22 protein-coding genes are annotated in these 24,723 nt (G+C 62.5%); 13 read left to right on the top strand and 9 right to left on the bottom strand.

Features of this window, described 5'->3' with window-relative positions:
* Nucleotides 1–72: 72 nt before the first annotated feature.
* Both VGH98_25735 and VGH98_25730 read left to right on the top strand, forming a co-directional pair.
* Nucleotides 73–1,146, top strand: coding sequence for a hypothetical protein (locus VGH98_25735; protein ID HEY2379409.1), 1,074 nt, complete (start codon nt 73–75; stop codon nt 1,144–1,146).
* Between the two features lie 5 nt (nt 1,147–1,151).
* The gene (locus VGH98_25730; protein ID HEY2379408.1) at nt 1,152–2,201 is read left to right on the top strand and encodes an NAD-dependent epimerase/dehydratase family protein; all 1,050 of its coding nucleotides are present in this window, start codon (nt 1,152–1,154) and stop codon (nt 2,199–2,201) included.
* A 71-nt stretch (nt 2,202–2,272) separates the two neighbouring features.
* Here VGH98_25730 and VGH98_25725 read toward each other — a convergent pair whose 3' ends face one another.
* Nucleotides 2,273–2,524, bottom strand: a complete 252-nt coding sequence (locus VGH98_25725) for a hypothetical protein (GenBank protein ID HEY2379407.1) — start codon at nt 2,522–2,524, stop codon at nt 2,273–2,275.
* Nucleotides 2,525–2,780: 256 nt separating this feature from the next.
* Between VGH98_25725 and VGH98_25720 the strand changes: the two genes are divergently transcribed.
* The 4 genes from VGH98_25720 to VGH98_25705 all read left to right on the top strand — a co-directional run bounded on the left by VGH98_25720 (nt 2,781) and on the right by VGH98_25705 (nt 7,831).
* Complete coding sequence (locus tag VGH98_25720) at nt 2,781–4,889, top strand: molybdopterin oxidoreductase family protein (protein HEY2379406.1); 2,109 nt, start codon at nt 2,781–2,783, stop codon at nt 4,887–4,889.
* Between the two features lie 324 nt (nt 4,890–5,213).
* The gene (locus VGH98_25715) at nt 5,214–6,518 is read left to right on the top strand and encodes a magnesium chelatase (GenBank protein ID HEY2379405.1); all 1,305 of its coding nucleotides are present in this window, start codon (nt 5,214–5,216) and stop codon (nt 6,516–6,518) included.
* Nucleotides 6,515–7,102, top strand: a complete 588-nt coding sequence (locus tag VGH98_25710) for a GNAT family N-acetyltransferase (protein HEY2379404.1) — start codon at nt 6,515–6,517, stop codon at nt 7,100–7,102. The genes VGH98_25715 and VGH98_25710 overlap by 4 nt, the downstream gene beginning before the upstream one ends.
* A 105-nt stretch (nt 7,103–7,207) precedes the next feature.
* The gene (locus VGH98_25705; protein ID HEY2379403.1) at nt 7,208–7,831 is read left to right on the top strand and encodes a cytidylate kinase-like family protein; all 624 of its coding nucleotides are present in this window, start codon (nt 7,208–7,210) and stop codon (nt 7,829–7,831) included.
* On the opposite strand, the gene VGH98_25700 is transcribed toward VGH98_25705, so the two are convergent.
* Entirely contained in the window at nt 7,747–9,030 is a 1,284-nt protein-coding gene (locus tag VGH98_25700; protein ID HEY2379402.1) for an MFS transporter, read from the bottom strand. The two genes, VGH98_25705 and VGH98_25700, sit on opposite strands and share 85 nt — an antisense overlap.
* Before the next feature lie 73 nt (nt 9,031–9,103).
* On the opposite strand from VGH98_25700, the gene VGH98_25695 reads away from it, so the two are divergent.
* The 3 genes from VGH98_25695 to VGH98_25685 are packed head-to-tail and all read left to right on the top strand — an operon-like array spanning nt 9,104 to nt 11,786.
* Nucleotides 9,104–10,387: a VWA domain-containing protein gene (locus VGH98_25695; GenBank protein HEY2379401.1), complete on the top strand. Its 1,284-nt coding sequence runs from the start codon at nt 9,104–9,106 to the stop codon at nt 10,385–10,387.
* A 29-nt stretch (nt 10,388–10,416) separates the two neighbouring features.
* Complete coding sequence (locus VGH98_25690) at nt 10,417–11,382, top strand: M14 family metallopeptidase (GenBank protein HEY2379400.1); 966 nt, start codon at nt 10,417–10,419, stop codon at nt 11,380–11,382.
* Complete coding sequence (locus VGH98_25685; GenBank protein ID HEY2379399.1) at nt 11,379–11,786, top strand: hypothetical protein; 408 nt, start codon at nt 11,379–11,381, stop codon at nt 11,784–11,786. The genes VGH98_25690 and VGH98_25685 overlap by 4 nt, the downstream gene beginning before the upstream one ends.
* Nucleotides 11,787–12,342: 556 nt before the next feature.
* On the opposite strand, the gene VGH98_25680 is transcribed toward VGH98_25685, so the two are convergent.
* Complete coding sequence (locus tag VGH98_25680; GenBank protein ID HEY2379398.1) at nt 12,343–13,335, bottom strand: threonine/serine dehydratase; 993 nt, start codon at nt 13,333–13,335, stop codon at nt 12,343–12,345.
* Nucleotides 13,336–13,353: 18 nt separating this feature from the next.
* Nucleotides 13,354–14,817 carry a CopD family protein gene (locus VGH98_25675; GenBank protein ID HEY2379397.1) on the bottom strand — a complete coding sequence of 488 codons (1,464 nt, stop codon included), beginning with the start codon at nt 14,815–14,817 and terminating at the stop codon, nt 13,354–13,356.
* Between the two features lie 142 nt (nt 14,818–14,959).
* Between VGH98_25675 and crcB the strand changes: the two genes are divergently transcribed.
* The 4 genes from crcB to VGH98_25655 all read left to right on the top strand — a co-directional run bounded on the left by crcB (nt 14,960) and on the right by VGH98_25655 (nt 17,881).
* The gene (crcB, locus tag VGH98_25670; protein HEY2379396.1) at nt 14,960–15,352 is read left to right on the top strand and encodes a fluoride efflux transporter CrcB; all 393 of its coding nucleotides are present in this window, start codon (nt 14,960–14,962) and stop codon (nt 15,350–15,352) included.
* A 42-nt stretch (nt 15,353–15,394) separates the two neighbouring features.
* The gene (locus tag VGH98_25665) at nt 15,395–15,715 is read left to right on the top strand and encodes a DUF190 domain-containing protein (GenBank protein HEY2379395.1); all 321 of its coding nucleotides are present in this window, start codon (nt 15,395–15,397) and stop codon (nt 15,713–15,715) included.
* On the top strand, nt 15,712–16,425 hold the full coding sequence (locus tag VGH98_25660) for a hypothetical protein (GenBank protein HEY2379394.1): 714 nt from the start codon (nt 15,712–15,714) through the stop codon (nt 16,423–16,425). The genes VGH98_25665 and VGH98_25660 overlap by 4 nt, the downstream gene beginning before the upstream one ends.
* 61 nt (nt 16,426–16,486) lie before the next feature.
* The gene (locus VGH98_25655; GenBank protein HEY2379393.1) at nt 16,487–17,881 is read left to right on the top strand and encodes a citrate synthase; all 1,395 of its coding nucleotides are present in this window, start codon (nt 16,487–16,489) and stop codon (nt 17,879–17,881) included.
* Nucleotides 17,882–17,896: 15 nt separating this feature from the next.
* Here the strand turns inward: VGH98_25655 and VGH98_25650 are convergent, their stop codons facing one another.
* The 5 genes from VGH98_25650 to asnB form a co-directional block, all read right to left on the bottom strand.
* Complete coding sequence (locus tag VGH98_25650; GenBank protein ID HEY2379392.1) at nt 17,897–18,952, bottom strand: HAMP domain-containing sensor histidine kinase; 1,056 nt, start codon at nt 18,950–18,952, stop codon at nt 17,897–17,899.
* A 25-nt stretch (nt 18,953–18,977) separates the two neighbouring features.
* Complete coding sequence (locus tag VGH98_25645) at nt 18,978–20,507, bottom strand: sigma-54 dependent transcriptional regulator (protein ID HEY2379391.1); 1,530 nt, start codon at nt 20,505–20,507, stop codon at nt 18,978–18,980.
* Between the two features lie 555 nt (nt 20,508–21,062).
* A complete protein-coding gene (locus VGH98_25640; protein ID HEY2379390.1) occupies nt 21,063–21,992 on the bottom strand; it encodes a response regulator in 930 nt (309 codons plus the stop codon).
* 312 nt (nt 21,993–22,304) lie between these two features.
* Entirely contained in the window at nt 22,305–22,574 is a 270-nt protein-coding gene (locus VGH98_25635) for an acyl carrier protein (protein ID HEY2379389.1), read from the bottom strand.
* 26 nt (nt 22,575–22,600) lie between these two features.
* Nucleotides 22,601–24,559 carry an asparagine synthase (glutamine-hydrolyzing) gene (asnB, locus tag VGH98_25630; protein ID HEY2379388.1) on the bottom strand — a complete coding sequence of 653 codons (1,959 nt, stop codon included), beginning with the start codon at nt 24,557–24,559 and terminating at the stop codon, nt 22,601–22,603.
* Nucleotides 24,560–24,723 lie beyond the last annotated feature (164 nt).

Below are 24,723 nucleotides of genomic sequence, written 5' to 3'. Positions count from 1 at the left end.
GTGCTCCGTGCTAAGCGAATGCTGATTCCTGGCACCTAGCACCTAGCACCTAGCACCCATTATCTCTCCATCATGTCCGGTCATCCGATACCGACTCACGTTGACACGGCTTTGCTCGGCGAGATTAGCGGTCGGAGCGTGGTGCTGTCATACGCCGGCGTCGCGACGGAATACGAAGCGCTGCAACGCTATGCAGTCGTCTTCGACCGCACGCATCGCGCCCGAATGCGCATCTCCGGCGCGAACGCTGGCGAGATGCTCACCGGTCTCGTCACGAACGACGTCGCCTCAATCGTGCCCGGCCAGGGGCAATATGCGGCAGCGCTGACCCCCAAAGGAAAGATCATCGCGGACGTCCGCATCTTTCGCGATGAGAGCTCTTTCCTCGTCGATGTGCCTCCGCGCGCGAAAGAAGGTTGGATGTCGACGGTGCGCAAGTACGTGAATCCACGTCTCGCGCCTTACACGGACGAGAGTGATGCGGTGCGCGACCTCGGTGTCTTCGGCGCGTCGGCGCGACTCGTCGTCGGTGAAATGACGGGTATGAGCAGCAGCGCACTCGGCGTGCTTCCGGCGTATTCCCACGCCGCAGTCATCATCGAAGGCGCTCGTGTCCTCGTCGCGCGAGTTCCCGATCTCGAGATCGAAGGATTCGAGTTGTTTGCGCCGGCAGAGACGTACGCGCTGCTTTGGGAGCGCGCGCTCGCGGCGAAGGCGACGCCAGGCGGGCTGCAGACGTGGGAGATCGCGCGCGTTGAGGCCGGTCGTCCGGAGTGGGGCGTAGACATCGATGAATCGACCTTGCCGCAGGAGGCCAATCTCGAGGAGCTGCATGCGATTTCGTACACCAAGGGCTGCTACACCGGGCAAGAGACTGTGGCGCGCGTCCATTTCCGCGGTCACGTCAACAAGAACCTGCGCGGGTTGCGCGCAGCGAGTCCCGAACCACCGGCGTCGGGAGCGACGCTCTTTGACGCGACCGGAAAGGATGTCGGGGACGTGCGCAGCACGGCGGCGTCGCCTCGTCTTGGCGGCATCGCCCTCGGTATGGTGCGACGCGAGGTCGAGCTCGGATCGTCTTTGATCGCTCGTTGGGAAGAGGCCGAGACACGTGTCGATGTCGCTCATCTTCCCTTCCCTGCTTAACGGGAGTGCCGACCGCGCTCGTAACCGGGGCGACCGGACTCGTCGGATCGCACATCGTCGAGCGCCTTCGCGCGGCCGGGTGGAGTGTCCGCACCATCCTCCGCCAACGGCCAGCGCTTAGGCGCGCGAACGGTTGGGATCCTGTTGCATGGCTCGAGGATCAGGGCGTGGAGTGCGCTCCGGGCGACATTCTCGACCTGCGATCGTTCGTCGAGGCGGCCCGCGGTTGTGAGGTGATCTTTCATACCGCCGCCGCCGTCACGCCGCCCCCGAGCCGCATCCATCCTTACGACGCCTATCGCGTGCCTAACGTCGACGGGACACGCAACGCGATCGGCGCGGCCACCCGGAGCGGCGCCCGTCTGCTGCAGCTCAGCAGCGTCGCCGTCTACGGACCGCAGGCTCGTTATGCATCGAGCAACGCAACTGGCGTCGAGGAGACAATGCCGCTCGATCCACTTCCCGAGCATGCGTATTACGCGCGGTCCAAGCGTGAATCGGAGGAGTTGGTCATGGCGGCTCACGCCGAAGGACGCATCTGGGCGACGGCCGTGCGTCCGGACGTCATCTTCGGCGAACGTGACCGGCAATTCGTACCGCGCGTCGCGCGTCTACTGCGAACGCATGTGGCTCCCCTCATCGGCGGCGGCGGCGCGATCATGGCCATCGTCCATGCGTCTCACGTTGCCGACGGCGCAGTCCGCGCCGCGACGCTGGAGAGAGCCGGCGGCCGGGTCTACAATCTCGCGAACGACTTCAACGTCTCCTGGAGAGAGTTCTATCGCCTCGCAGGCATTGGACTCGACCACCCCGTCCATTCCGTGAACATCCCTCGCTGGCTGGCGCAGAGCGGGCTCAGGATCGTCAAACGCATCGTGAAACTCGTCACGGCCGGCGGCATGAACGTCGTCACGACTGCCTCGATCGATTTCATGACGCGTGACAATCCATTCAGCTCCGGGCGCGCGCGCCGCGAGCTCGGATGGGATCCGCAACTTCGTCCCGAGACCTCTATTCCAGACGCCTTCGGCTGGTGGAAGGCGCACGGCCGTTAGGCGTATCGCAAATGCAAAAGGGCGCGACGACGTCGCGCCCTTTTTACCAACGATCCTACGAAGTACGAAGCTTACGGCTTCTTCGTGGCGCCTTTGGCGCCTTTCTTCTTCGACGCCGCCTTGGACGTATCCATCGCCTTCGTCGTGTCCATTTTGTGCGTCGTGTCCATCTTCATCCCGGTGTCCGCCGGAGCGGCAGCCGGGGCGGCCGCGGGGGCCGGAGCCGGAGCCGCGGCGGCAGCCGCGGAATCCTGCTTTGCTTGGTCGTTCTTCGCGCAAGCCGCGACCGCGAACACGGCGGCGACGAGAGCCAGGCGCTTCATGCAGATCTCCTGAGAGGGGTACAAGATTTCGAAACGTTTCCGCGCTCGCAGCGGCGATGCTCGGATCAATACAGGCGGCGTGTAAGCTACGGGTCACTGGCATGCTGTCAAGGAGCGAGCGCAACGTCAAGTGCCGCTTAGGCAAGGGCTTTGTACGGACAGCTCGCCCGCCCGAATGTCGCGTATCACAACTTTCCTGCTAGCCCCTCCCGGCCGTGCACTCTAGCTTTGCAACATTCCGGCGCAAAATAACACCATGAGCGCACAGTCGGCTGAAGTCGCAACTTCGCTCCCTGATACCGCGGTCGTGCACGGCGCGTGTCCGCACGACTGCCCCGACACGTGCGCAATGCTCGTCACGGTCGAAGGGGGCCGCGCAGTCCGCGTCGCCGGCGATCCAGACCATCCCTTCACCCGCGGCTTTCTCTGCACGAAGGTCAATCGATACGTCGAGCGCACGTACCATCCCGACCGATTGCTGTATCCCTTGCGGCGTGTCGGTCGCAAGGGAAGCGGGCGATTTGCCCGCATCGGCTGGGACGAAGCACTGAGTGAGATAGCCGACCGGTTGAGCGGGATTGCACGCTCGCCCGAAGGTCCCCAGGCCATTCTTCCGTACTCGTATGCGGGGACGATGGGACTCGTGCAGGGATCGTCCCTCGACCGCCGCTTCTTCCATTTGCTGGGCGCGTCGATGCTCGACCGCACGATCTGTTCGATGGCAGGAACGGTTGGCATGCGGATGAGCGTCGGCGCCAACATCGGCGCGGACGCGGAAGGAATCCCCGAGAGCGATCTGGTACTGCTGTGGGGAACGAACACGTTGACGTCCAATCCGCACCTCTGGCCGTTCGTGCTTGAAGCGCGAAGCCGCGGCGCGCCGATCATCGCCATAGATCCTCTTCGCACGCGAACCGCCGCGCAGTGCGACGAGTGGATTCCCATCCGGCCCGGTACCGACGCCGCGCTCGCGCTCGGGATGATGCACGTGCTCTTCGATCGAGGATTCGAGGATCGCGACTATCTCGCGCAGCACACGCTTGGTGAAGATCAACTGCGAGCGCGCGCGCACGAGTACTCGCCCGAGCGCGTAGCGGGCATCACTGGGATACCGGCCGCGAAGATCGTCGACCTTGCCGAACGGTATGGCCGCGCACGAGCTGCATTCATCCGCGTGAACTATGGTCTGCAGCGCCACGCCGGCGGCGGGATGGCAGTGCGCACGATCGCTTGTTTGCCCGCGATTACCGGTCACTGGCGACGCGCCGGTGGCGGCGTCCAGCTTTCGACGAGCGCAAATTTCCAATTCAATAAACAAGCGCTCGAACGACCGGATCTGTCACCGCCGGTTCGGACGATAAACATGATCCGCCTCGGCGAGGCGCTCACAATGCCGGACGCCGGCGTCGGTGGTCCACCGGTGCGCGCGCTCGTTGTTTACAATTCCAATCCGGCAGCGGTGGCGCCTGACCGAAACGCGGTGCTGAAGGGCCTGGCGCGTGAGGATCTTTTCACTGTCGTCCTCGAGCATTTCCAAACCGATACTGCGGACTGGGCGGACATCGTTCTGCCGGCAACGACGCAGCTCGAGCATTGGGACATCCACTTCGCCTACGGCCACCATCACGTCACGCTGAATCAACCGTCGATCGCGGCCCTGGGGGAAGCGAAACCAAACAGCGAGATCTTCCGCCTGCTGTCCTCTCGAATGAAGCTGGATCAATCCCTCTTTGCCAACGACGATCTCGCGTTGATTCGCCAAGCGCTCGACACGAACGCCGAAAAGCTCCGTGGGGTTACTCTCGATGCGCTGCTCCAGCGTGGTTGGGCGCGTTTGAATGTTCCGACGCCGTACCTGCCCTTCGCCGAGGGCCGATTCCTGACGCCCAGCGGAAAATGCGAGTTTTACTCGGAGCGCATGGCTCAGATGGGATTGGATCCGCTCCCGTCGTTCACACCGCCATATGAGTTTCCTGAGAACGTGCCGGAGCTCGCTGCTCGATATCCGTTGACGCTGATCTCCTCGCCAGCGCATCAGTTTCTCAATACGACGTTTGTGAATATCGGCGCGCTCAAACGAGCGGCACGCGAGCCCGAGTGTGTTTTGCATCCCCGCGATGCCGAGCGACGCGCGATTTCTGCTGGTGCTCGCGTTGTCATCCGAAATGACCGTGGTGCCTTCACGGCTGTCGCGCGCGTCGAGGAATCCATTCGCGAAGGTGTTGTCTGGGCACCATCGATCTGGTGGGGGAAGTACGCCGCCGACGGGGCGAACGCGAATCAGACGACCTCACAACGCGAGACCGACCTCGGCCACGGTCCGGTGTTCTACGACAATCTCGTCCAGGTGAGTCTCGCCGATTGATACCTAACGAGAATCTCGTCATCCTGAGGTGCGCTGCCCCTGCCGTCGAGGAGCGCAATCGACGAAGGGACGAAGGAAGACAAACGGAGCTTGCATTCGACCAATCCGCAGCGCTTCATTGTCAGAGAGCCCGTTTTTCATCCGACTTAGGAGAATGCCGTGTCGTCGTACCCGGAAACTCTCGGCGCCCTGAAGCGCTCTCCGTATGGTGTGCCGGAGCGCGCCCTCCGTTCCGTGAAGGACGAAATGCGTCAAAATCTCCTGGCACGCTTGTGCAAAGGGGGGCCTCTATTTGCTGGCGTGATTGGGTACGAGGAAACCGTGATGCCGCAGATCGTGAACGCGATCCTCTCGCGGCACAACTTCATTCTCCTTGGTCTTCGTGGTCAGGCGAAGTCGCGAATCCTTCGCGCGTTGACGACGCTTCTCGATGAGGCGATCCCAATCGTCGCCGGGAGCGAAGTCAACGACAATCCGTTCGCGCCCATCTCGAAGTTCGCGCGGAATCTGCTGAACCAGGCCGGCGAAGAGACCCCGATTGCGTGGGTCGGTGCCGACAACCGCTACGTCGAAAAGCTCGCGACCCCGGATGTCACGATTGCTGATCTCATCGGCGACCTGGACCCAATCAAGGCAGCGCGTGGCGGGCACGTTCTCTCCGACGAGCTGACGATCCACTACGGCATGCTCCCGCGAGCCAACCGCGGCATTTTCGCTCTCAACGAGCTACCAGACCTCGCGGGCAAGGTGCAGGTTGGTTTGTTCAACGTGATGCAGGAGGGTGATGTCCAGATCAAGGGATATCCGGTGCGTCTCCCGCTCGAAGTCCAGCTGTGCTTCACTGCGAACCCCGAGGACTACACGGCGCGCGGCAAGATCATTACGCCGCTGAAGGACCGAATCGGCAGCGAGATCCTTACGCACTACCCCGAGACTGTCGATCTCGGAATGTCGATCACGCGCCAGGAAGCGTGGACAGATCGCGACAATCGCCCCGTGCGCATTCCCGATTTCGTCGCGGAGATGATCGAGCGCATCGCGTTCGAGGCGCGCACGGATCGTCGCATCGACAAGCGCTCCGGCGTTTCGCAGCGGATGCCGATCACGGTGATGGAGAATGTCATCTCGAACGCCGAGCGACGCGCGATCACCAGCGGCGAAACCGAGGTGGTACCGCGAGTGGCCGATATCTACGCCGCGCTTCCGGCGATCACGGGAAAGATCGAGCTGGAGTACGAAGGTGAGTTGGTCGGCGGCAACGCGATCGCCCGCGAGCTGATTCGTCGTGCCGCCGACGCCACGTTTCAGGATCGCGCCGGCGGCGTGAATACGGACGAGATTGTGATGTGGTTCGACGAAGGTGGAGCGCTGCAGGTGACCGACGATGCGCGTTCGGAGGCGGTGCTCAAGGGATTCGACGTCGTCCCTGACTTGCTTGCGGTCGTTAGGCGTGTCGGGCTTGCAATGGCGGACGATGCGCCAACGTCGGTCGCCGCCTGCGAGCTCGTTCTCGAGGCGCTCGTTGCCCGCAAGAAGATCTCACGCTCCGACGGCGGCGCATACGGGCGGGCGTTGCCCGAGCCGCGACGCCGGCCCGGGCAGGATCTGTTTGGGGGCGGAATGGCATGAAGCGTCGGGGCGAGACCGGGCGCGACGACGGGACCGCCGCCTCCGCTGCGGGCGTCACGCAATCGTTAGGTCGGACCCGTGCCGTGACCGTGCGTCAAAGCGCAACGCGGCCGACCATCGCCGTGAGGCGCGCCACCTTCGCGGACCTGCCGGTGATCGTCGAGCTTCGCCTGGCACTTCTGCGCGAGAACGGCAATCATCCCGTCTATGGCCGGCTGCGTGCCGACGCGCGCGAGCGCGCCTATGAAGTATTTGGCGCCCAGCTTCGCTCGCCCCACGAAGTGATGTTGCTGGCGGAGGCGAATCGCGAGGTTGCCGGTATCCTGCGCTGCGTTGAGACCTTCAATTCACCCTTGCTCCATCCGGATCGCTACTGCTACATCTCCTCGGTGTACGTCCGTCCGCGACGGCGGCGCGCCGGCGTTCTCAAGGCACTCGTCCACTGCGCCGAGGTCTGGTGCGCGGAGCGCGGTCTCACCGAGATGCGGCTGCATAACGTGCCCGGTGGTGGCGCGAGTTCCGCGTGGGCCGCGTCCGGCTTTACGGTCGTGGAAGAGGTGCGCCAAAAGGTGCTTTCTGGTTAGGGAGTGACCGGTAAGATCGTAATGAGACTGAGCTCCAGCAGCCCCACGACTACTACCGTAGCCCCTACTCCCCGAGCGCCTGCCCCTTAGCCTCCAACCCCTCCCTTGCCCTTCATCACGATTTCGCGCCTGTACGGCGCCGGCGGGTCCGAGATCGCCGAGCGCGTCGCGCGGACCCTCGGCTGGGCGCTGTTCGACAACGCCGTCATTGATGCCGTCGCCGAGCGAACGGGCTTAACGAGAGCGGAAGTCACCGCGCGCGACGAACGTATTCCTTCGATCGTCGAGCGACTCGCGACGACGTTGTCGCTTGGGACTCCGGAATCCATGCCGGCGATCCCCGAAGCGCCCGTGATGATGACCGAGGAGCGCGTCGTCGATATCACGCGTCGCGTCATCGAAGAGGCCGTGCATCAAGGTCCAGCCGTGTTTGTTGGTCGCGGCGCGCAGTGCCTGCTCGCGAATCGCGGCGACTCACTGCACGTCTTCTGCTACGCCATCCGCCCGAAGCTGATCGAAGGAGCAATCACGCGGCTCCGTGTCCCACCGAAGGACGCCGAGCGCGTCGTCGCCGAGATGAACAGGAACCGCGAGCAGTACGTTCGACGACACTTCAATCGCGAGTGGCGCGACGTGACCAACTATCATGTGTGCATCGACACCGGCTGGCTTGGACTCGACGGTGCCGCGGAGCTCGTCGTCGAGCTCGCGACGAAGACGCTGCTGTAGGACCGATAGGCCCAGAGCGCATAGGCGAGCATCAATGCTCCGCCGCTGCCGATCGCCCAAGCGACACCGAACGCCCGCGCAACTCCTCCGGCCACAAACGATCCCGCGACCTGCGAAAGTCCCACTACGATGAACGAGTAAGCGGCCATGATCCGCCCGCGCAGCTCATCGGGTACGAGATGCTGGAGAATCGCGTTCGCCTGCGCGCTGTTCACAATCATCGCAAAGCCGATCAGCAGCAAGACCGGATAGGCGAGACCCGGCGAACGCACAAAGGAGAACAGGATGAGCAAGCTCGCAAATGCGTATGACGCACGCTTGAGGACGACGTGCCGAGGCAGGCGATCACCTATCGCGGCGAGCGTAAGCGCGCCCGTTAGGCCTCCAATGCCGACGCACGCGAGTAGCAAGCCATAGCCACTTGCGCCGAGTCCGAGGCGGTCGCCCGCGACAACGGGCATTAGAGTCAAGTAAGGCGCGCCGAGGATCGAATACACGGTCACGATTCCGATCACGGCCGCCACCGACGGCGTTCCACGCATGAAACGCACACCCTCGATGATTCCCTCGAACGGCGATGCTCGATGCTGGATTGGAACCCAGGCGGGAAGGCGAATGAGGAAGAGGCCGATCAATACCGCGATATAGCTGATCGCGTTCACACCGAAGCACCAGGCGATCCCGAGTTTGGCGATGACGATTGCCGCGGCCGCGGGACCGACGATGCGCGCCAGGTTGAATCCGCTGGAGTTCAGCGCGATCGCACCCGGCAGCTCGTCACGCCCGACAAGCTCGATCACCAGCGATTGCCGAGCCGGGATCTCGATGGAGCTGATGATCCCGTTGATGGACGCCATCGCGACAAGCCAGTGAATCGTGATGTGATGCGTCCAGGCGAGCACCCAGAGTGACGTCGATTGGATGGCGAATAGCGTCTGACATATCGTGACGAGACGCAACTTGTTCGCGCGATCGACCAGCACTCCCGCATAGAGCGAGAGCAGCAGAATGGGCAGCGCCTGCGACGCCGCGACGAGCCCGACGAGGAATGCATTCCTCGTCAGCTCGAACGCCAACCACCCCTCGGCCATCGACTGCATCCATGTGCCGATGAGCGAGAGTGTCTGACCCGACCAGAACAGCAGGAAATTGCGGTGGCGAAGCGCCCGGAATGGGTTGAAGCTGGCAAGCATTGGCACAGGCAATCTATCTGCCTCGTCGCACCGTGACTTCCTGCCGGCAACGGCGTATGCTTTGAAGAGGGAGGCTGCGATGCGATTTCATACCTACACGAAGTTCAGTCCGGAGATGGCCGACGCGGTCGATCTCCAGTCGCTCCTCGACAAGCTCGCCGACTTCCTGCTCCAGTCGGGATTCGCGGGCGGCAAGAATCAGCAGCCGTACTATGGGTGGGACTTTGGCGATGACGGCGATCGCTCAGTCGAGGCGCTCAAGCAGGCGATTCTCAATGCCCTCATCGAGAGCGGCCAGTTCAGTCCTGAAATGCTCGAGGCCCTCCGCGGTGAGGGCGACGAGGAAGGGCAGGCCAAGCTCGCCAAGCTGCTCGACGAATTAGTCCAGCGTCTCATCAATGAGGGCTACCTGTCGATGGACGCGCCACCGCAGATGCCCGCCGGCCATCAGCCGATGGAGGGTCCGGGCAGCATCGCGAAGGCCGCGGCGCGCGACGTTCAGTTCAATCTCACCGACAAAGGCATCGACTTCCTCGGCTACAAGACACTCCGGGGACTCCTCGGCTCGTTAGGCAAATCGAGCTTCGGTAGCCACGATACGCAGTATCTCGCCACCGGCATCGAGGCGGATGGATACAGCAAGCCGTACGAGTTCGGCGACGTCCTCAATCTCGACGTCAACGAGACGCTGAAGAACTCCCTCGCGCGAACGGGCAAGATCGAAGTCCCGATCGACCTCGACTACGAGGACCTGATGGTGCGTCAGGCCGAGTATCGCTCGTCTTGCGCGACGGTCCTTATGCTGGACTGCTCGCACTCCATGATTCTCTACGGCGAGGACCGCTTCACGCCGGCAAAGAAGGTCGCGCTGGCGCTCACGCATCTCATCCGCACGCAGTTTCCCGGCGACTCGCTCAAGGTCATTCTCTTTCACGACTCAGCGGAGGAAATCCCTCTCGCTGCCCTCGCCACCGCGCAGGTCGGACCGTACCACACGAATACGTCGGAAGGGTTGAAGCTCGCGCGACGATTGCTCCTCGCGCAGAAGAAAGACATGCGTCAAATCATCATGATCACCGACGGTAAGCCGAGCGCGCTGACGATGCCGAACGGCCAGATCTACAAGAATTCATTTGGACTCGACGCGACTGTTATTGCACAGACATTGCGGGAGGTCGCGAACTGTCGGCGTAGCGGGATCATGATCAACACCTTCATGCTCGCTCGCGATCGTTCTCTCGTCGAATTCGTGAAGCGCGTCTCTGAGATCAGCCGTGGCAAGGCGTACTTCACGACGACGATGACGCTCGGGCAGTTCATTCTGATGGATTTCCTGAAGCGAAAGACGCGGAAAGTCAGCTAGCCCTCGCGTCTCGCTTTCTCTTCGGTGCGATGACGTTCCGAATGCACGACGCCGAAGTTTTCCTTTCGTACGAAGCCATCGTCGATCGGTTGGAAGATGCGGCCAACCAATTTCCCGAGGCGTCGGTGCTGCATCGCGAAGGACTGGCAATCCTGAGGATGGGATCAGCGTCGGCATCGGACGTCAACGATGGGCGACCCGACATCTGGTTGCAGGCAGGGCTCCACGCGTGCGAGTGGATTGGTCCTGCAGTGGTCCTTCGGCTGATGGACGAGCTGATTCGGAGCAGCGAGCTTCGCGGTCGTGCCACCTGGTATCTGCTGCCCGTCGTGGATGCCCACGGGTACCAACGAACTTGGGCCGGGGAGCGCTTCCGTAAAACGACGGAGAACGGAGAAAACCCGAATCTCAATTTTCCGTACCGGTGGGGCGAGGCGCCGCCTCTCTTGAGTCGATTGTTGGGCAGAAGGCTACGGCGGTGGATGGGTTCGGGCCCCGCGAGCGCCGGTTGCGTGAAGAGCCTTGTTTCCGAACTGAAGAGCCTAACGAACCTTCAGCTCCTCGTGGACTTTCACGGCTTCGGGCGTCTATGGCTTTATCCTTGGTGTCACTCGAAGGAGCCGAGTCCGCATCATGCCCAGCACAAGGCAGCCGCCGCGACCGCCGTGGCAGCCGCGAACCGACTCGCGGGACGCTCCGAATACCGAGCCCAAGCCGCTGCACTCACAGAGGTCCCGATGGGCGGGAGCTGTATCGACTTTGTATATGGTGAGATCGGCTGCGCCCACAGCTATGCCGTCGAGCTTCCTCCGCCCCTCCCTCGTGGGGGCGTGCTCGGGGCGACACTGCTCGGGGCTCTGAGGGGAGATCCGAAGCGTTGGTGGAGAGAGGGTCAGGCTCCCTCTCCCGAGGTCGCGATCGAGGCCGGAGACGAGATGGCGGCAGCGCTGCACGCGCTGGTGGATCACCTGTTCGGAAGTAGGCAACAGAGATGAAGCGCATGGTGGCGGCATGCGACGTCGACGAGCTCCATCAGATCCTTCGCTATCATATCGACGACCTATCGCAAACGCAGGGTGAGATCACTGAGGAAACCTTCTTCGAGCACCGAAAACGGGCCGAGGTCGCGGCACGACACGGCATCAGCGTGCACACCTACGACAATCATCTCCAGGCCGCATACCGCTCGCTGCGCGACTCGATGAAAACGCTTGTCGACAGTTCCACCGACCTCGATCGTCCGTACTGCTACGATCTCGTCGAGGAGCTGATCGAGCGCTACTCCGCCAAGAGCCCGCGCCGCCTGTCCGCCAAAAAAGGCAAACGTTCCACATCGAAAGGCGACCGGTCCAACTCTGAACGCGACCGCGGCAAAAACTCGCGCGCCGGTGCCGCATAGGTAGCGGTCGCTACCAAATCGTGAGGCGCCCGCGACAAAATAGAGCGCGACCGGAACACTTCGTTAGGCGACGCGCGCAAAACTGAAGGCGACGTCGGCTCAGAGCGAGTGCACCGCGGCAATGTGTGACACGACCGCGCCCATGCATGAGGCGACCGCGACAATGTTGGTAGTCACCCTGATTCTTTTTGCAGGCGACGGCCGCAGTTCACGACACGACCGTGGCTTCGCATGACACGACCGCGGCTTCGCATGACACGACCGTGGCTTCATACGACACGACCGTCGCTTCGCATGACACGACCGTGGCTTCATACGACACGACCGACGCTTTACATGACACGACCGCGGCTTCATACGACACGAACGCCGTTTCGCTCGACAGAAACGCGCGCGTGGGCCGCACTTCGTTTACGGACTAGTAACTTTTCGGCCTTTGGCGTTCCCCTTAGTGCAGGGCCACGTCGTCGCGTACGACGCCGGCGGTGAGGTGCCCCGAGTCTTCGCCGCGCGCAGCGAAGGCGGGTCGGGGCGGCGGCCCCGGCCCTCCATGCGGTCACATCTCTCGATTCAGAATTTTTCTCAGCACCGCGGAATCGAGATTGCCGCCGCAGAACGCCACCGCGACGCCCTTGCCCGTTAGGCGATCGCGCAGTTTCATCGCCGCCATGACGCCCATGGCGCCGGCACCCTCGACGAGGTTGTGCGTCGTCGACAGGATCATCCGCACGCCCTCGGCAATCTCCGCGTCCGTGAGCGTGATGAATCCGGCCAATCCCTCGAGCAGCGCGGGGAAGGTGAGCTCATAAGTCTTCCTCGTCGCGACTCCCTCGGCGAATGTGTTGGCACTCTCCGTCGTGCGCGGCTCGCGCGCGTGCCACGAGTCGTGCAGTGCGGCGGCTCCCGCAGCTTGCACTCCGTAAACCTCGAGAGTAGGCGCCAGGCGCCTCGCGACCGTCAGCGCTCCAACTGCCTGAGACCCCCCGCCCACCGCGAGCACGAGCGCATCGATACCGGCGTCGCCAGCTTGCTCGAGGATCTCGAGCGTCATTGTTCCTGCACCGGCGATGATCCGCGGGTCGTTCGTGGAATGCGCGATCACGCGTCCCTCTTCGCGCGCGATGCGCTCCATCGTGCACACCGATTCATCATAGTCGCGTCCTTCCTCGACCACGGTCGCGCCCCAGCCTCGCATCGCGGCGTTCTTCTCTGGGTTGTTGCCGCGCGGTACGCAGATCGTGGCGCTCGTGCCGACCAACCGCGCGCCGTAGGCGATGCCTTGCCCGTGATTTCCTGTCGATGCCGCGACCACACCGCGTGCCCGCTCTGCCGCAGACAGCGACGTCATGAACGAGACACCGTTGCGCACCTTGAACGATCCAGTTGGCTGATGATTCTCGTGCTTCACGAAGAGCGTCAGGCCCGTTGCGGAATCCAGCAGTGGATATCGTCGCAGCGGCGTTGGTGTCAGATGCGGCGCGAGACGTTCACGCGCGCGCTCGACATCCTCCAGGACAATCGGCCAAGTGGCGGGCGCGGTTGCGGTCATGTGACGAGAGGCTAAAGGCTAGGGGCTCGGGGCGGGTGAAGCGCGCACGGTCACGCGCATTGCACTGTGGTCGACGCTGTCCGGGGGCGGCGTCGACACCAACACGGCAGTCACCGCAAGCACGAGTACGGCGAAAGTCAGCTCCGTGCCCGCGGTTCTCCTTATGCGGCGCGCCGACTGATCGTCGCCAAGCGACGGAAGCATCCGCCGCCAGTTGATGGCGCCCATCACCACGACAATCGCAACGAACGCGAGCTTGATCAACAGCACGCGACCGTAGGTCGAGGACCAGAGCGCCTCGATCGTCGGAAGTCGCAACCACGCCGCGCACAACCCGCTCAGAATGACGAGCGCTGCGCAAGTCAGTGCGATGGGGTGAAAGGCGCGCACCAAGCCGGCGACGAGAGGGCCGGAGCCGATGGCATTTGTCGCGCGGGCACCGCGCACCATGGGGACAGCCGCGAACAGAAGCGTCATCAATCCGCCGATCCACGCGCACGCGGCGCATACGTGGAGCATGTCCGCGAAGACCGCGACACCCACCGGCTGCGTCGCCCTCGCGTGGCCGGTAAGCGCCGGCGCCGTGACAATGGCGAGAGCGCCTAACGCGGCAATCACCCAACCGGCGTTCGTCCGCGAACGCTTCGCGACGGTGAAGCCGAGACCCGCGACAACGATCCCCGCGAACCCAAGCAACCAGCCAGTACCCCAGCTCGTGCCAAATACGATCGTCTCGACTGCCGATCGATTGAACGCGCGATCGGGACCAAGCACCGAGCTCCCTTCCTCGTAGAGGCGCGACAGCGAAGCCATCAACAAGAGCACGAGCGCACTCTGAGCCAACCGGCGCACCGAGTCCGAGATGTCGTTCCGAGTCTCTGGCGAAATCACGGTCGCCAGGGCGCGTTCGCCGAGTCGCAGCACGAGAAGCCGGAAGACGATCGCGCCGACGACGGCGAGCATGGCGATGAACTCCACCCAACGTGTTGCCGCAGTGACGTTGAGCGGGGCCCGTTCCTCCGCGGTGCTGTCGACATGAACGAGAGGATTTGCGCCTGAACCGCGATTCGTCGTGTCCCTCGTCGCCGGCACAGGCGTGGTACTGGCGGCAACGATGAAGGTGAAACGCCCATTGGTGGCATGTCCGTCTGCGGCCGCTGTTCGCCAGATCACGGTGTACGTACCCGCCGCGAGCGATGTCGAAATCGGCGTCCAGATGCCCATTGCGTCGTCGCTCATTCGCGCCAACGCACCGAGCGGAATCTCGGTGCTGTCGGCGGCGCGGAGCTGAATACGTGTGAACGGGAGCTCCGGCCGCTCGGTGAACCACAATCGGATCGCACTGGGAGATGACTCGAGCCGAGCGTTCGCCCCCGGCTCGCTGCGACGCAGATGCGCGTGCGCGAGGAGCGCGACGGGAAGCGCCAGAGTCGCTAATGCGGCAATGAAGCCGCCGCGCAGGAAGAGCCTGCGCGTTGTCACACGATTCCAATGAGCAAATCGGTTAATTTGCATCCGTCGCAATGACAGGTGATCGGAGCGTGCTCAGAGACCAACGCCAGCAAGCTAACGGACGCTCCGCGCCGGCGTCGATACGCGCTCGCTCACGGCCGAACGCCGCACTATGATCTGGTGCTACGTGGCGATCGGCAGTGCCGTTGGCGGCGTAGCGCGATTTGCGCTCGCCGCAATCATCCAGCAGCGCGTTGGGCCCAACTTCCCCGTGGGAACGCTCCTCGTCAACGTATCCGGATCGTTTCTTCTCGGTCTGATCTTTCGCTATGCGCTGGGCACGGACGCGATCTCGCTTGAGGTGCGCGCACTCCTCACGACCGGATTCTGCGGCGGCTACACGACCTTCTCCACGTTCAGCTACGACACGATGATGCTGCTCGAAGAAGGACAGTCGGCGCGCGCCTCGACCTATGTCGTGCTCAGCATCGTGCTATCCCTCGCGGCGACCTGGCTGGGGATCACGACAGCGCGTGCGCTGGTCGCCACGCGAACTCATGGCTGATCGGGTGACGTGATGCACGGTTTTACCGGTGAACGTGTCCTGATGCGCATCCATATCGGTGAACGTGACAAATACAACGGTCATCCGCTCTACAGCGAGATCGTTCAGTTGTTGCGAAAGAAGCATTACGCCGGTGCTACGGTGTATCGCGCCATCATGGGTTTCGGGGCGAGCAGCCACATTCGAACGGATCGCTTTCTCGAGCTCTCGCTCGATCTCCCCATTGTCGTCGAATGCATCGAGACAGAAGAGCGCATTCAGGCGATCCTCCCCGAGCTCGACCAGATGATCGGCGGTGGATTGATCACGCTGGAGCGCGCGCGCGTAATCATGTACCGCGCGGGTGACCAGCCAGCGATATGACGGGCGCGGAAGAGCGCCGGCGCGACCGCGAGTTCAGTCGCCGGCTTCGCGCGTGGTATCGACGAAACGGCCGCGATCTGCCTTGGCGCAGGACGCGAGATCCCTATCGGGTCCTGGTCTCGGAGCTGATGCTGCAGCAGACGCAGGTCTCACGAGTCCTTGGATATTACGCGCGTTTTCTCGAGCTCTTTCCGACGCTCACCCGCCTCGCGCGGGCGCGGCCGCGCCAAGTGCGCGAGGCGTGGGAAGGGCTGGGCTACTACGCTCGGGCTCGCAATCTCCACCGTCTCGCGCGGGAGGTGACGCGACCCGGAAGCGTGCATAACGAGTCATTGCCTGACGACCCCCGGCTGCTGCGCGAGTTCCCCGGGATCGGCGAGTACACCGCCGGTGCCGTGGCGTCCTTTGCCTACCAGCGCCGCGCCGCGCTCGTCGACACAAATGTCGCGCGCGTCATCCGTCGCGCTTTCGCGCCAGAAGCGGATTTCAAGACGGCCGCTGGGAAACGGGTCATCTGGGAGATCGCGGGCAGGCTGCTCCCGCGCACCGGGCCCGCCTGCTGGACGCACAACCAGGCGCTCATGGAACTGGGCGCGCTCGTCTGTACGGCGCGGGTCGCGCGTTGTGGGGAGTGTCCGGTAAGGGCTCACTGCGTGACCGGTCAGCGGCGACATTTTCGCCCGATGCCACTGGCCGCAGTGCGCGAATAGATTGCGAGTGCGCGGCTCGGGATGCATCCGGCCGCCGGAATACACAGCGGAGAGACTGGGCATGACCGATACGATTACGGCGCCGGCGCCGACGGCACCAAGTACGGAGCTGCGCGCAACGGGTTCGCTCGACATCAAAGACTCCCGGACGGGCAAGAGCTATCCGGTGCAGATACTCGAGGGTGGCGTCGAGGGCGACACGGCGATCCGCGCGATGGACCTGCGACCGATCAAGACCGCCCCTGAAGAGTTCGGAATGATGACGTACGATCCTGCCTTCATGAACACGGCGTCATGCAAGAGCGCGATCACGTTCATCGATGGCGACAAAGGAATTCTTCGATATCGCGGCTATCCGATCGAGCAGCTGGCGGAGAGCGCAACGTTTCTCGAGGTCGCATGGCTGCTGCGCAATGGCGAGCTGCCATCACAGAACGAGTACGACCGATGGGTGCACGACATCACGTATCACACCTACGTGCACGAGAACATCAAACGCTTTCTCGAGGGATTCCGCTACGACGCGCACCCGATGTCGATGCTCTGCTCGAGCGTCGCTGCGCTATCGTCGTTCTACCCCGAAGCGAAGAACATCAAGGATCCTGATCAGCGGTACATCTCGATCATTAGACTACTCGCGAAGCTGCCGACACTTGCCGCCTTTATTTACAGACATGGTAAGGGATTGCCGTTCATTTACCCTGACAACGACCTCGGCTATGTTGAGAACTTCCTCAGTATGGTCGCGCGGATGTCGGAGCCGCAATACGAGGCGAATCCGATCTTCGTAAAGGCGCTCGAGGTGCTTTTCATTCTACATGCCGATCACGAGCAGAATTGTTCGACCAATGCTGTTCGTGCGGTCGGTTCTTCGGAAGTCGATCCATTCTCCGCAATCGCTGCGGGCATCGCGGCGCTCTACGGACCGCTGCACGGCGGCGCGAACGAGGCCGTCCTCCGTATGATCGAGGAGATCGGCCATCCAAAGAACGTGCCGACGTTCATCGACAGCGTGAAGGGCGGCAAGGGCAGCCGGCTGATGGGCTTCGGCCACCGCGTGTACAAGAGCTACGATCCGCGCGCCAAGATCGTGAAGCGCCTCGCCGATCAGGTCTTCGCGCAGATCGGCATGGATAAGGATCTGGAGATCGCACTCAAGCTCGAGGAGGTCGCGCTGCACGACGATTATTTCGTGTCGCGCAAGCTATACCCCAACGTCGATTTCTACACCGGGCTGATTTACCGGTCGATGGCGTTCCCCACCGATTTCTTCACCGTGCTCTTCGCTGTAGCGCGCACGGCCGGATGGCTCGCGCAATGGGAGGAACTGCTCAACGACAAGGAGCAGAAGATCGCGCGGCCGCGGCAGATCTACATCGGATACGGTGAGCGGGAATTCGAGTCGCGGCTGAAGGAGAAATTCCCCAAGACCAACAAGGACGGACGAAAGAAGTAGAGTGCCGCGAAGCGCTCAGATGCGGGGCGCGAGGGGAAGGTTCAGCCGGAAGGAGAAGCACGTCCCCTCGCCGTCGGTGCTTTCGACGCCGAGCGTGGCACCCATCGCCGAGACGAGCTTCTGGCAGATCGATAGGCCAAGCCCGGCACTGGAGAACACCGTCTTGCCGTACTGCGACTGATGCCGGAATGCGTCAAAAAGCGTGTCGAGTACCTCACGCGGGATGCCGCAACCGGTGTCGCGAACGGAGAACTCTACGCCCGTTCTCGAGATGCTGGTGACCGCGACGGTGACGTTACCGTAATGGGTGAACTTGAGGGCGTTCGTCGTTAGGTTCAGCAGAACGCGCGTGATGGCCGCCGGCTGCCCCAGCCGACGATCGCCCTTCTGCGGCGCTACCAATCGCACCTCGAGCTTTTTCTCTTCGGCGATCGGCTGGACGATATCCCGAACGACGTGAATGCACTCGCTGATGGAGAACGGGACCGGCACACTCTCCATCAAGAGATCGCCACCGCGCGCCAGGTCCAATAAATCGGACGCGCATGAGCTGAGCGCGAACGCAGCGCCGTAGACGAGCAGCAGCTGCCGCTCCTGGTGCGCCGTTATCGGCCCGCTGTGTCCCTTTCGCAGCGCATCGACGAGAAACAAGACCGACGTGAGGGGCGAGCGCATGTCGTGCGCGACAGCGACGATCGTCTCGAGCGCGTCGGAGCTCACGACGCGGCTCGCGAGCCGCTGCGCCGCGTCGGCATCGAGAGCGCATCGCACGGTCTCGATGCCGCGCAACACGGACAGCAATGCCGCCGCCGATAGGTGCGGGGTCTCGGACGCGGCGCTCAGATATTCGATGCGCAGCGCATCGAGCAGTCGCCGCGCAGGCGCGTACGATGGCAGGATTCCAAGATTCGGAACCTCACCTGCACTTGCCTGCGTGACCGCGCTCGAGAGTAACCCGATGTGACGCCTCACCTCGGCGTCGACATCGGCCATGGCGCTCGCAACTCGCTCCGCCGCCGAGCGCAGCAACTCAGACGTATCGCTGGCCCCGTCGGCCAGCACGCGAAGCACTGGTCGAGCTATCCGCTTCGCTTGCTCAGCAGGGGGCGTCCCCCGCATCTTCTCGGTGGACACTGTGCTTTTCCATGAGCCGGTACAACGTCGTCCGATCGATGCTCGCGAGCCGGGCGGCCTTCGACATGTTCCCACCCGCTCGCGAAACGAGTCGCGAGAGATACTCCTTCTCGAAATAGGTGACCAGACGGTCCTTCGCCGAATGAAATGCTCCCTCGAGCATGCCCGAAGGCATGCCAGTCTCTGCGGCCGCCGGTGAGACGTCGTCGTATAGCGTGATATCGCCAGGTGTGAGCTGTTGGCCCGGTTCGGCCAGCACCGCGACGTGCTCGATGACATTCTGCAGCTCGCGGACGTTGCCGCGCCACGTCAGCGTACGAAGGAAGTCCATCGTCTCCGGACGCAAAACGGGCATTGCCTCGTTGCGGCGGCGGTGGCGACTCCAATAGTGCGCCATAAAATGCTTCGCGAGGATCGGGATGTCCTCCGTTCGCTCGCGGAGTGCTGGCAGGCGAATCGGCACCACGCGAAGCCGATAGAACAGATCCTCGCGAAGAATGCCCTTACGGACTGCGTCCTCGGGATTCTTGTTGGTCGCGGAGACGAAGCGCACGTCGACCACGGCATCCTGCTGTTCGCTACCGACACGGCGAAGAACACCGTCCTGCAAGACGCGCAGAAGTTTGGCCTGGATCGGGTGAGACATCTCCGTCAGCTCATCCAGAAACAGGGTCCCCCCGTTTGCCGTCTCGAGGAGACCGGGTTTGTCGCGATCGGCGCCAGTGAACGCGCCCTTGCGATGGCCGAACATTTCCGACTCGAGCAGCGGCTCGGGTAACGCCGCGCAGTTCACCGGAACGAGCTTGCGACTGGCGCGACGACTGTGGCGGTGGATGAACTGAGCGATAACCTCCTTACCAGTACCACTCTCGCCCGTGATCATCACCGACGCGTCGGTCTGAGCGACGCGACGCGCCAACTCGACCGCGCGTGTGAATGAAGGAGCAGCGCCGAGCAGCAGCACTTTCTCGCTGTTGCTCACGTCTGCGATCATCGACCGCTGCATTTCGCGCGTCTCGCGTGCGACGATGACCGCGTGCGCGGCTCTGCCGAGCAAGACGTCGAGATGTGTCGCCGAGAATGGCTTCGGCAGGTAGTCCCAGGCGCCGGCACGGAGCGCCTCGATGCTCGAAGCCACGCTCGGATTACCCGTCATCATGATCACGAGCGTATCCTTGTCCGTCGCCAGCGCCGTGCGCAGGAGGGTCATGCCAGGGACGCCGCTCATGTACAGATCGCACAGCACGATGTCGAAGCGCCGCCGCTTGAGCAGCTCGAGCGCTTCATCGCCGCGCCCGACAAAGCTCGCGTTGTACCGGCTCATCTGCAGCATGCTCGCGCAACCCTCGCGGAGCGTGCGGTCATCGTCGATGACTAGAACCTGTATCGATTCTCTCTGCTCCGGAGAGATCTCGAACTGTTCAACGCTCGGTGCGTTTGGTTTTGAAAAATCATCCCCAGAGCCAACGTGAGAGAAAGATGCAGTAGCCATTCAGCCCTCCTTCGGTCCGAATCCGGTACTGTGTCGAACAGCGTGGTCCGGTCTCCACCGCTCATCGATGGAGCCGTATGCATTTCGTTGGCGATCTCGAGGGACAGCCTTACTGCGCTGGGGAAGAGCGGCGCCGACGTGAGACAGATCACAAGCACCCACTTTCTAAGGCTATTGGGACGACCTGTCAAGCACGAAAACGATGGGCTGCAACATCACATGTTGCGCGCGCGTATCAATCTTTTTCGGCCCCTTGACTAAATCGAGGGCTCTACTCCCCAAGTTCTGTTGCTTGCGTGCAACACATCCCACGGCGATCCAAAGTCAAGTTGCTGTCTCTTCAAGACGTGTCGATGGACTCGGATTTGCTCCCGCTCACTTTTTCGCGGAAACGCGTCACGATTCGAGCACACTAAGATTTGCATGGGAGCACGACGCGCCGGGTTGCGCACGTCATCATGCCCGAATGATTCGGGCGCGGCGGCACGATCTGCCGGGACGAGCACGTCGGATCGAGCGGCGCGCCGACGGCGATTACTGAAGTCTCGAAAAGCCTCAGTGCCTAACGGCCGTTTCGCTGCTCGTCGTTTGAGTGTCAGCTCTCACCTGGCGCAGGGACGTCGTCGCGCGATACAGCAGCTCCATCGCGTCGACTGCTGACTCGGCAAGATTGGTCACCGCCGCCACGGACGCCGCGAGCCGAAACCGACGTTCGTGTTCGTGAATCCGAACCGGAACAGACTCCAGAGAATCGCGCAGCCGAGCGATGATGCGCTCGGCGCCATCCTCGGTCGCTCCCGGCGCGACGATCGCATACTCGTTCGGCCCGATGCGGCCCACGGCGTCCGAAAGACGGGCACTGCACTGGCAAATGCGGCTGACCGTTTCGGCAATCTCTCGATCAGCGTCGAGTGCTTCGGTCGAATCGCCCTCTCCGACCGCACTGAACGCCACGCACGCCAGCGCGTCACTGCGTCGAATCGCTTCGCCGCCGATCTCGCGAGCTCGGCGCGCGAGACCTCGCGCATTGTAGAGACCCGTTTCTTCGTCGACCAGTGTCTCCTCGCGAATGCGATCTGCCGCAAGCTTCGCCTGGACGAAGGCGTCGAGCTTGAGCAGGAGCACCTCGACGTCGAATGGCTCCGCACAAAGCTCCCACGCACCAGCGGCGTAGGCATCGAGCCGCTCACTCCGACTCGCTACTGCGGACGTCGTGAGAATGATCGGCACATTGACAGCAATGTGTGGATCTTGTCGGAGTTGCTCACACACCACTCGTCCGCCAACATCGGGCAGTGCCATGTCCAGGATGATCGCATCTGGCTGTGCGATCCGCGCGAGCTCCAGCGTTCGTTGCGAGGTCGCTACCCGTAGCGCTGCGTAGCCGCGCGGACCCAACACGCTCTCGATTGATCGAGCCGACCACTCTTGATCGTTGGCGATGAGTACCAGTGGTGGCCGAGATCGGCGATTCGGTGCGGACATTTATGTGGCTATGCGAGTGCAACGGAGCTGGAACGCGGGTTCAGAGCGCAAAGTCCGCATCGACCGCGCACGTGCGTATCAGCAGGAGCTGTGCATAGGCGGACAATTGCGCGAAGTCATTGGTCCGCCTGTAGATGCCTCTCGGCGCCTCTTCTGGCGCTCTCGGAAATCTGCCGCACCGGTGCCACAATTCGTCGGAATTATGAGACGATACTAACGTGCTCCTGCGATCATGAATCGCGAGGCAAACAGATGTTCGAGAGGGACTGCCCTTCCAGTCCCGGCGGCATCTTGTCGAGGCGGCTCGCAACGCTAGGCAGCCAAGTGCTCGAACCGTTTTCGTTGGACAAAGCGCCCGATCGACGTCAGCGATCCGAGATTCGCCTCTGTGATCTCGTCGTCATTCACCAACACTCGGAACTCGGTTTGAACAAACATCACCAACTCCAATACGCCGAGCGAATCGAAAATTCCGTGTTCGAGGAGCGAATCGGTGTCGAGGAATTCGTAGTCCTGGCGGGTGTAGAGGAAATTCTCTACGACGTACTCGCGCACGCGTGCGATGATTTCGTGCTGGGACATGGCAGTCGAGACAGTCGTGAGTTGGGTCAGGAAATGAAGGCGAGACTTCGAGTCGAACTTGCGTCCCGCGGCTGCCTTCCGGCGATTGATTGTTCGATGAACGACCGATGCCACAGCTGTGTCGAGAGAATGGCGACAAGCGCCTGGTTCTCTGCCGTTCTGATCACGCGGCCTGATAGACAGCGCCGCCACAGCCCAGCGACCGCGTTCGCGTCGAAGATGCCCGTGCGGCGGATTGCCCCGGGACTGAGCAGCTCGCGCACATACTCTGCCGTGTCGCCCTGAAAGAACGAGACGGCATCCGGCGAGCGATATGGTTGTTTCGGTCGGCTCGCCGTCTCCTTACCGAGGAACTGTGAGGCCCACCGCCGCAGAATCTCCTTGTCGCGAAGTCCGCGAAGCTTGCTGGACGACGGGAGCGCAGCCGCAAATTCGAATACGCGATGATCGAGAAACGGCAACCGCCGTTCGACACCATGCGCCATAGACATTCGGTCGCCCACCGAGCTCAGGAGAATTGACGGGAGTACTGTGGTGAGCTCGAGATAAGCGGCGCGATTCTCGGGCGACCAGTTTCCAAACGAATCCGGCAGCGACTGCCGCAACTCAGCCAGCGGATCACTGCCCGCAAGCAGGAGACGGCTCTCCGCTGAATAAAAGTCTTTGATCCGTGCCGCGATGAGAAACCGCGGAGCATGCGAGAACAGAGCGTCATCCAGCGAGCCAGCGTTGAGGAAGAATCGTCGCCAGAATTCGCCAGCTTGTGCGGTTCCCTCCAGATACGAGTACAGCCTGTCGAACAGCCTTGGGCGAATGCGAGAATGCGGCTGTCGCAAACAGAACAGCCGAACCATCGTCTCTTTGAACACGTCGTAGCCGAGAAAGAGCTCGTCGGCACCCTCGCCGGTCAGTACGACTTTAACGCCTGCGTCCCGCGCTGCGCGGGCGAGCAGGAACATGGGAGCGGGTGCCGTCTGTACGAGTGGCGTTTCAGCGTGCCATACGACATCGGGGAAAACCTCAGCGACGTCGTTCGGCCTCACGCGAATGTCGAGGTGCTCCGTCGAGAGGCGTGATGCGACCTCTTGTTGCTGCTCGCTTTCGTCAAACCGCGCGTCATCGAAAGAGACGGAGAACGTACGAAACGTTCCGGGTGTCTCGCGGGCAGCCAGTGCACACGTGATCGACGAATCGAGACCTCCGCTGAGGTATCCACCCACCGACGCGTCGGTTCTCATACACTGAGAAACAGAGCTTCTCATCAACTCGTCGAGCGTCTCAATCGCCCCGGACGGCTCGATGGTGCTCTCGCGATAACGGGGATCGTAGTAGCGTCTCTCACGTAACCGACCATCGGACCAAGTACAGCAGCAACCCGGCTCGATCTGGCGCACATCGCGAAATACCGTTCGGGGAGCGCGAGTCGCCCAGAGACTGAAGACCTCATCCAATCCCCGCAAATCAGGTCTCGCTGCTACCTCGCCCGATGCGAAGAGCGCCTTTACTTCCGAGCCGAAATAGAGATCGCCATTGACGATCGAGATAAACAGCGGACGGACGCCAAACCGGTCGCGCGCCAGGAGCAGCACGTCGTTGTGCTGATCGTGAAGGACAAGCGCCATTTGTCCGTTCAGTCGCTCCATCATCGCCTCACCCCAACGTCGGTAGGCGTGAATGACCAACTCGGAGCTACTCGCTGTGCGGAAGCGATAGCCGGCGCCTTCTAGCTCTCGGCGGAGTTCGCGATAGTTGTGGATGTCGCCGGTGCTAGCGACAACAATGCTTCGATCTGCGGTAGACAGTATTTGTCCGGCGCTCTCGATACGAATGGTGCGTAGCCCTACGTGCGCTATCCCAACACGTCTTCCGAGATACGTGTCCGAATCGTCGGGCCCTCGATGGCAAATGGCGTTCGCCATCCCCCGCAGCGTCTCTAGCGCGATCGGTCGCGCCGAACTCCGAGCGATTCCCGCGAACCCACTCATTCCGAGCGTCCCCTGAGCAGCTGGTTCTTGCTATCCCTCACGGTCCAATCAGCGCGACGGCAGGTGAGCTTTTCGGAGTGAATCTCACACGCACCGGGATTTCCAGCGCACCCGCATGCAATTGCGACGCCTCGCCGCCAATGGCGGCACACTCGGCGTCCACC

The organism is Gemmatimonadaceae bacterium, assembly GCA_036496605.1.
GTDB lineage: Bacteria > Gemmatimonadota > Gemmatimonadetes > Gemmatimonadales > Gemmatimonadaceae > AG2.
Note: the sequence above shows the minus strand (reverse complement) of the source record. Positions and strands in the feature narration are given on the sequence as shown.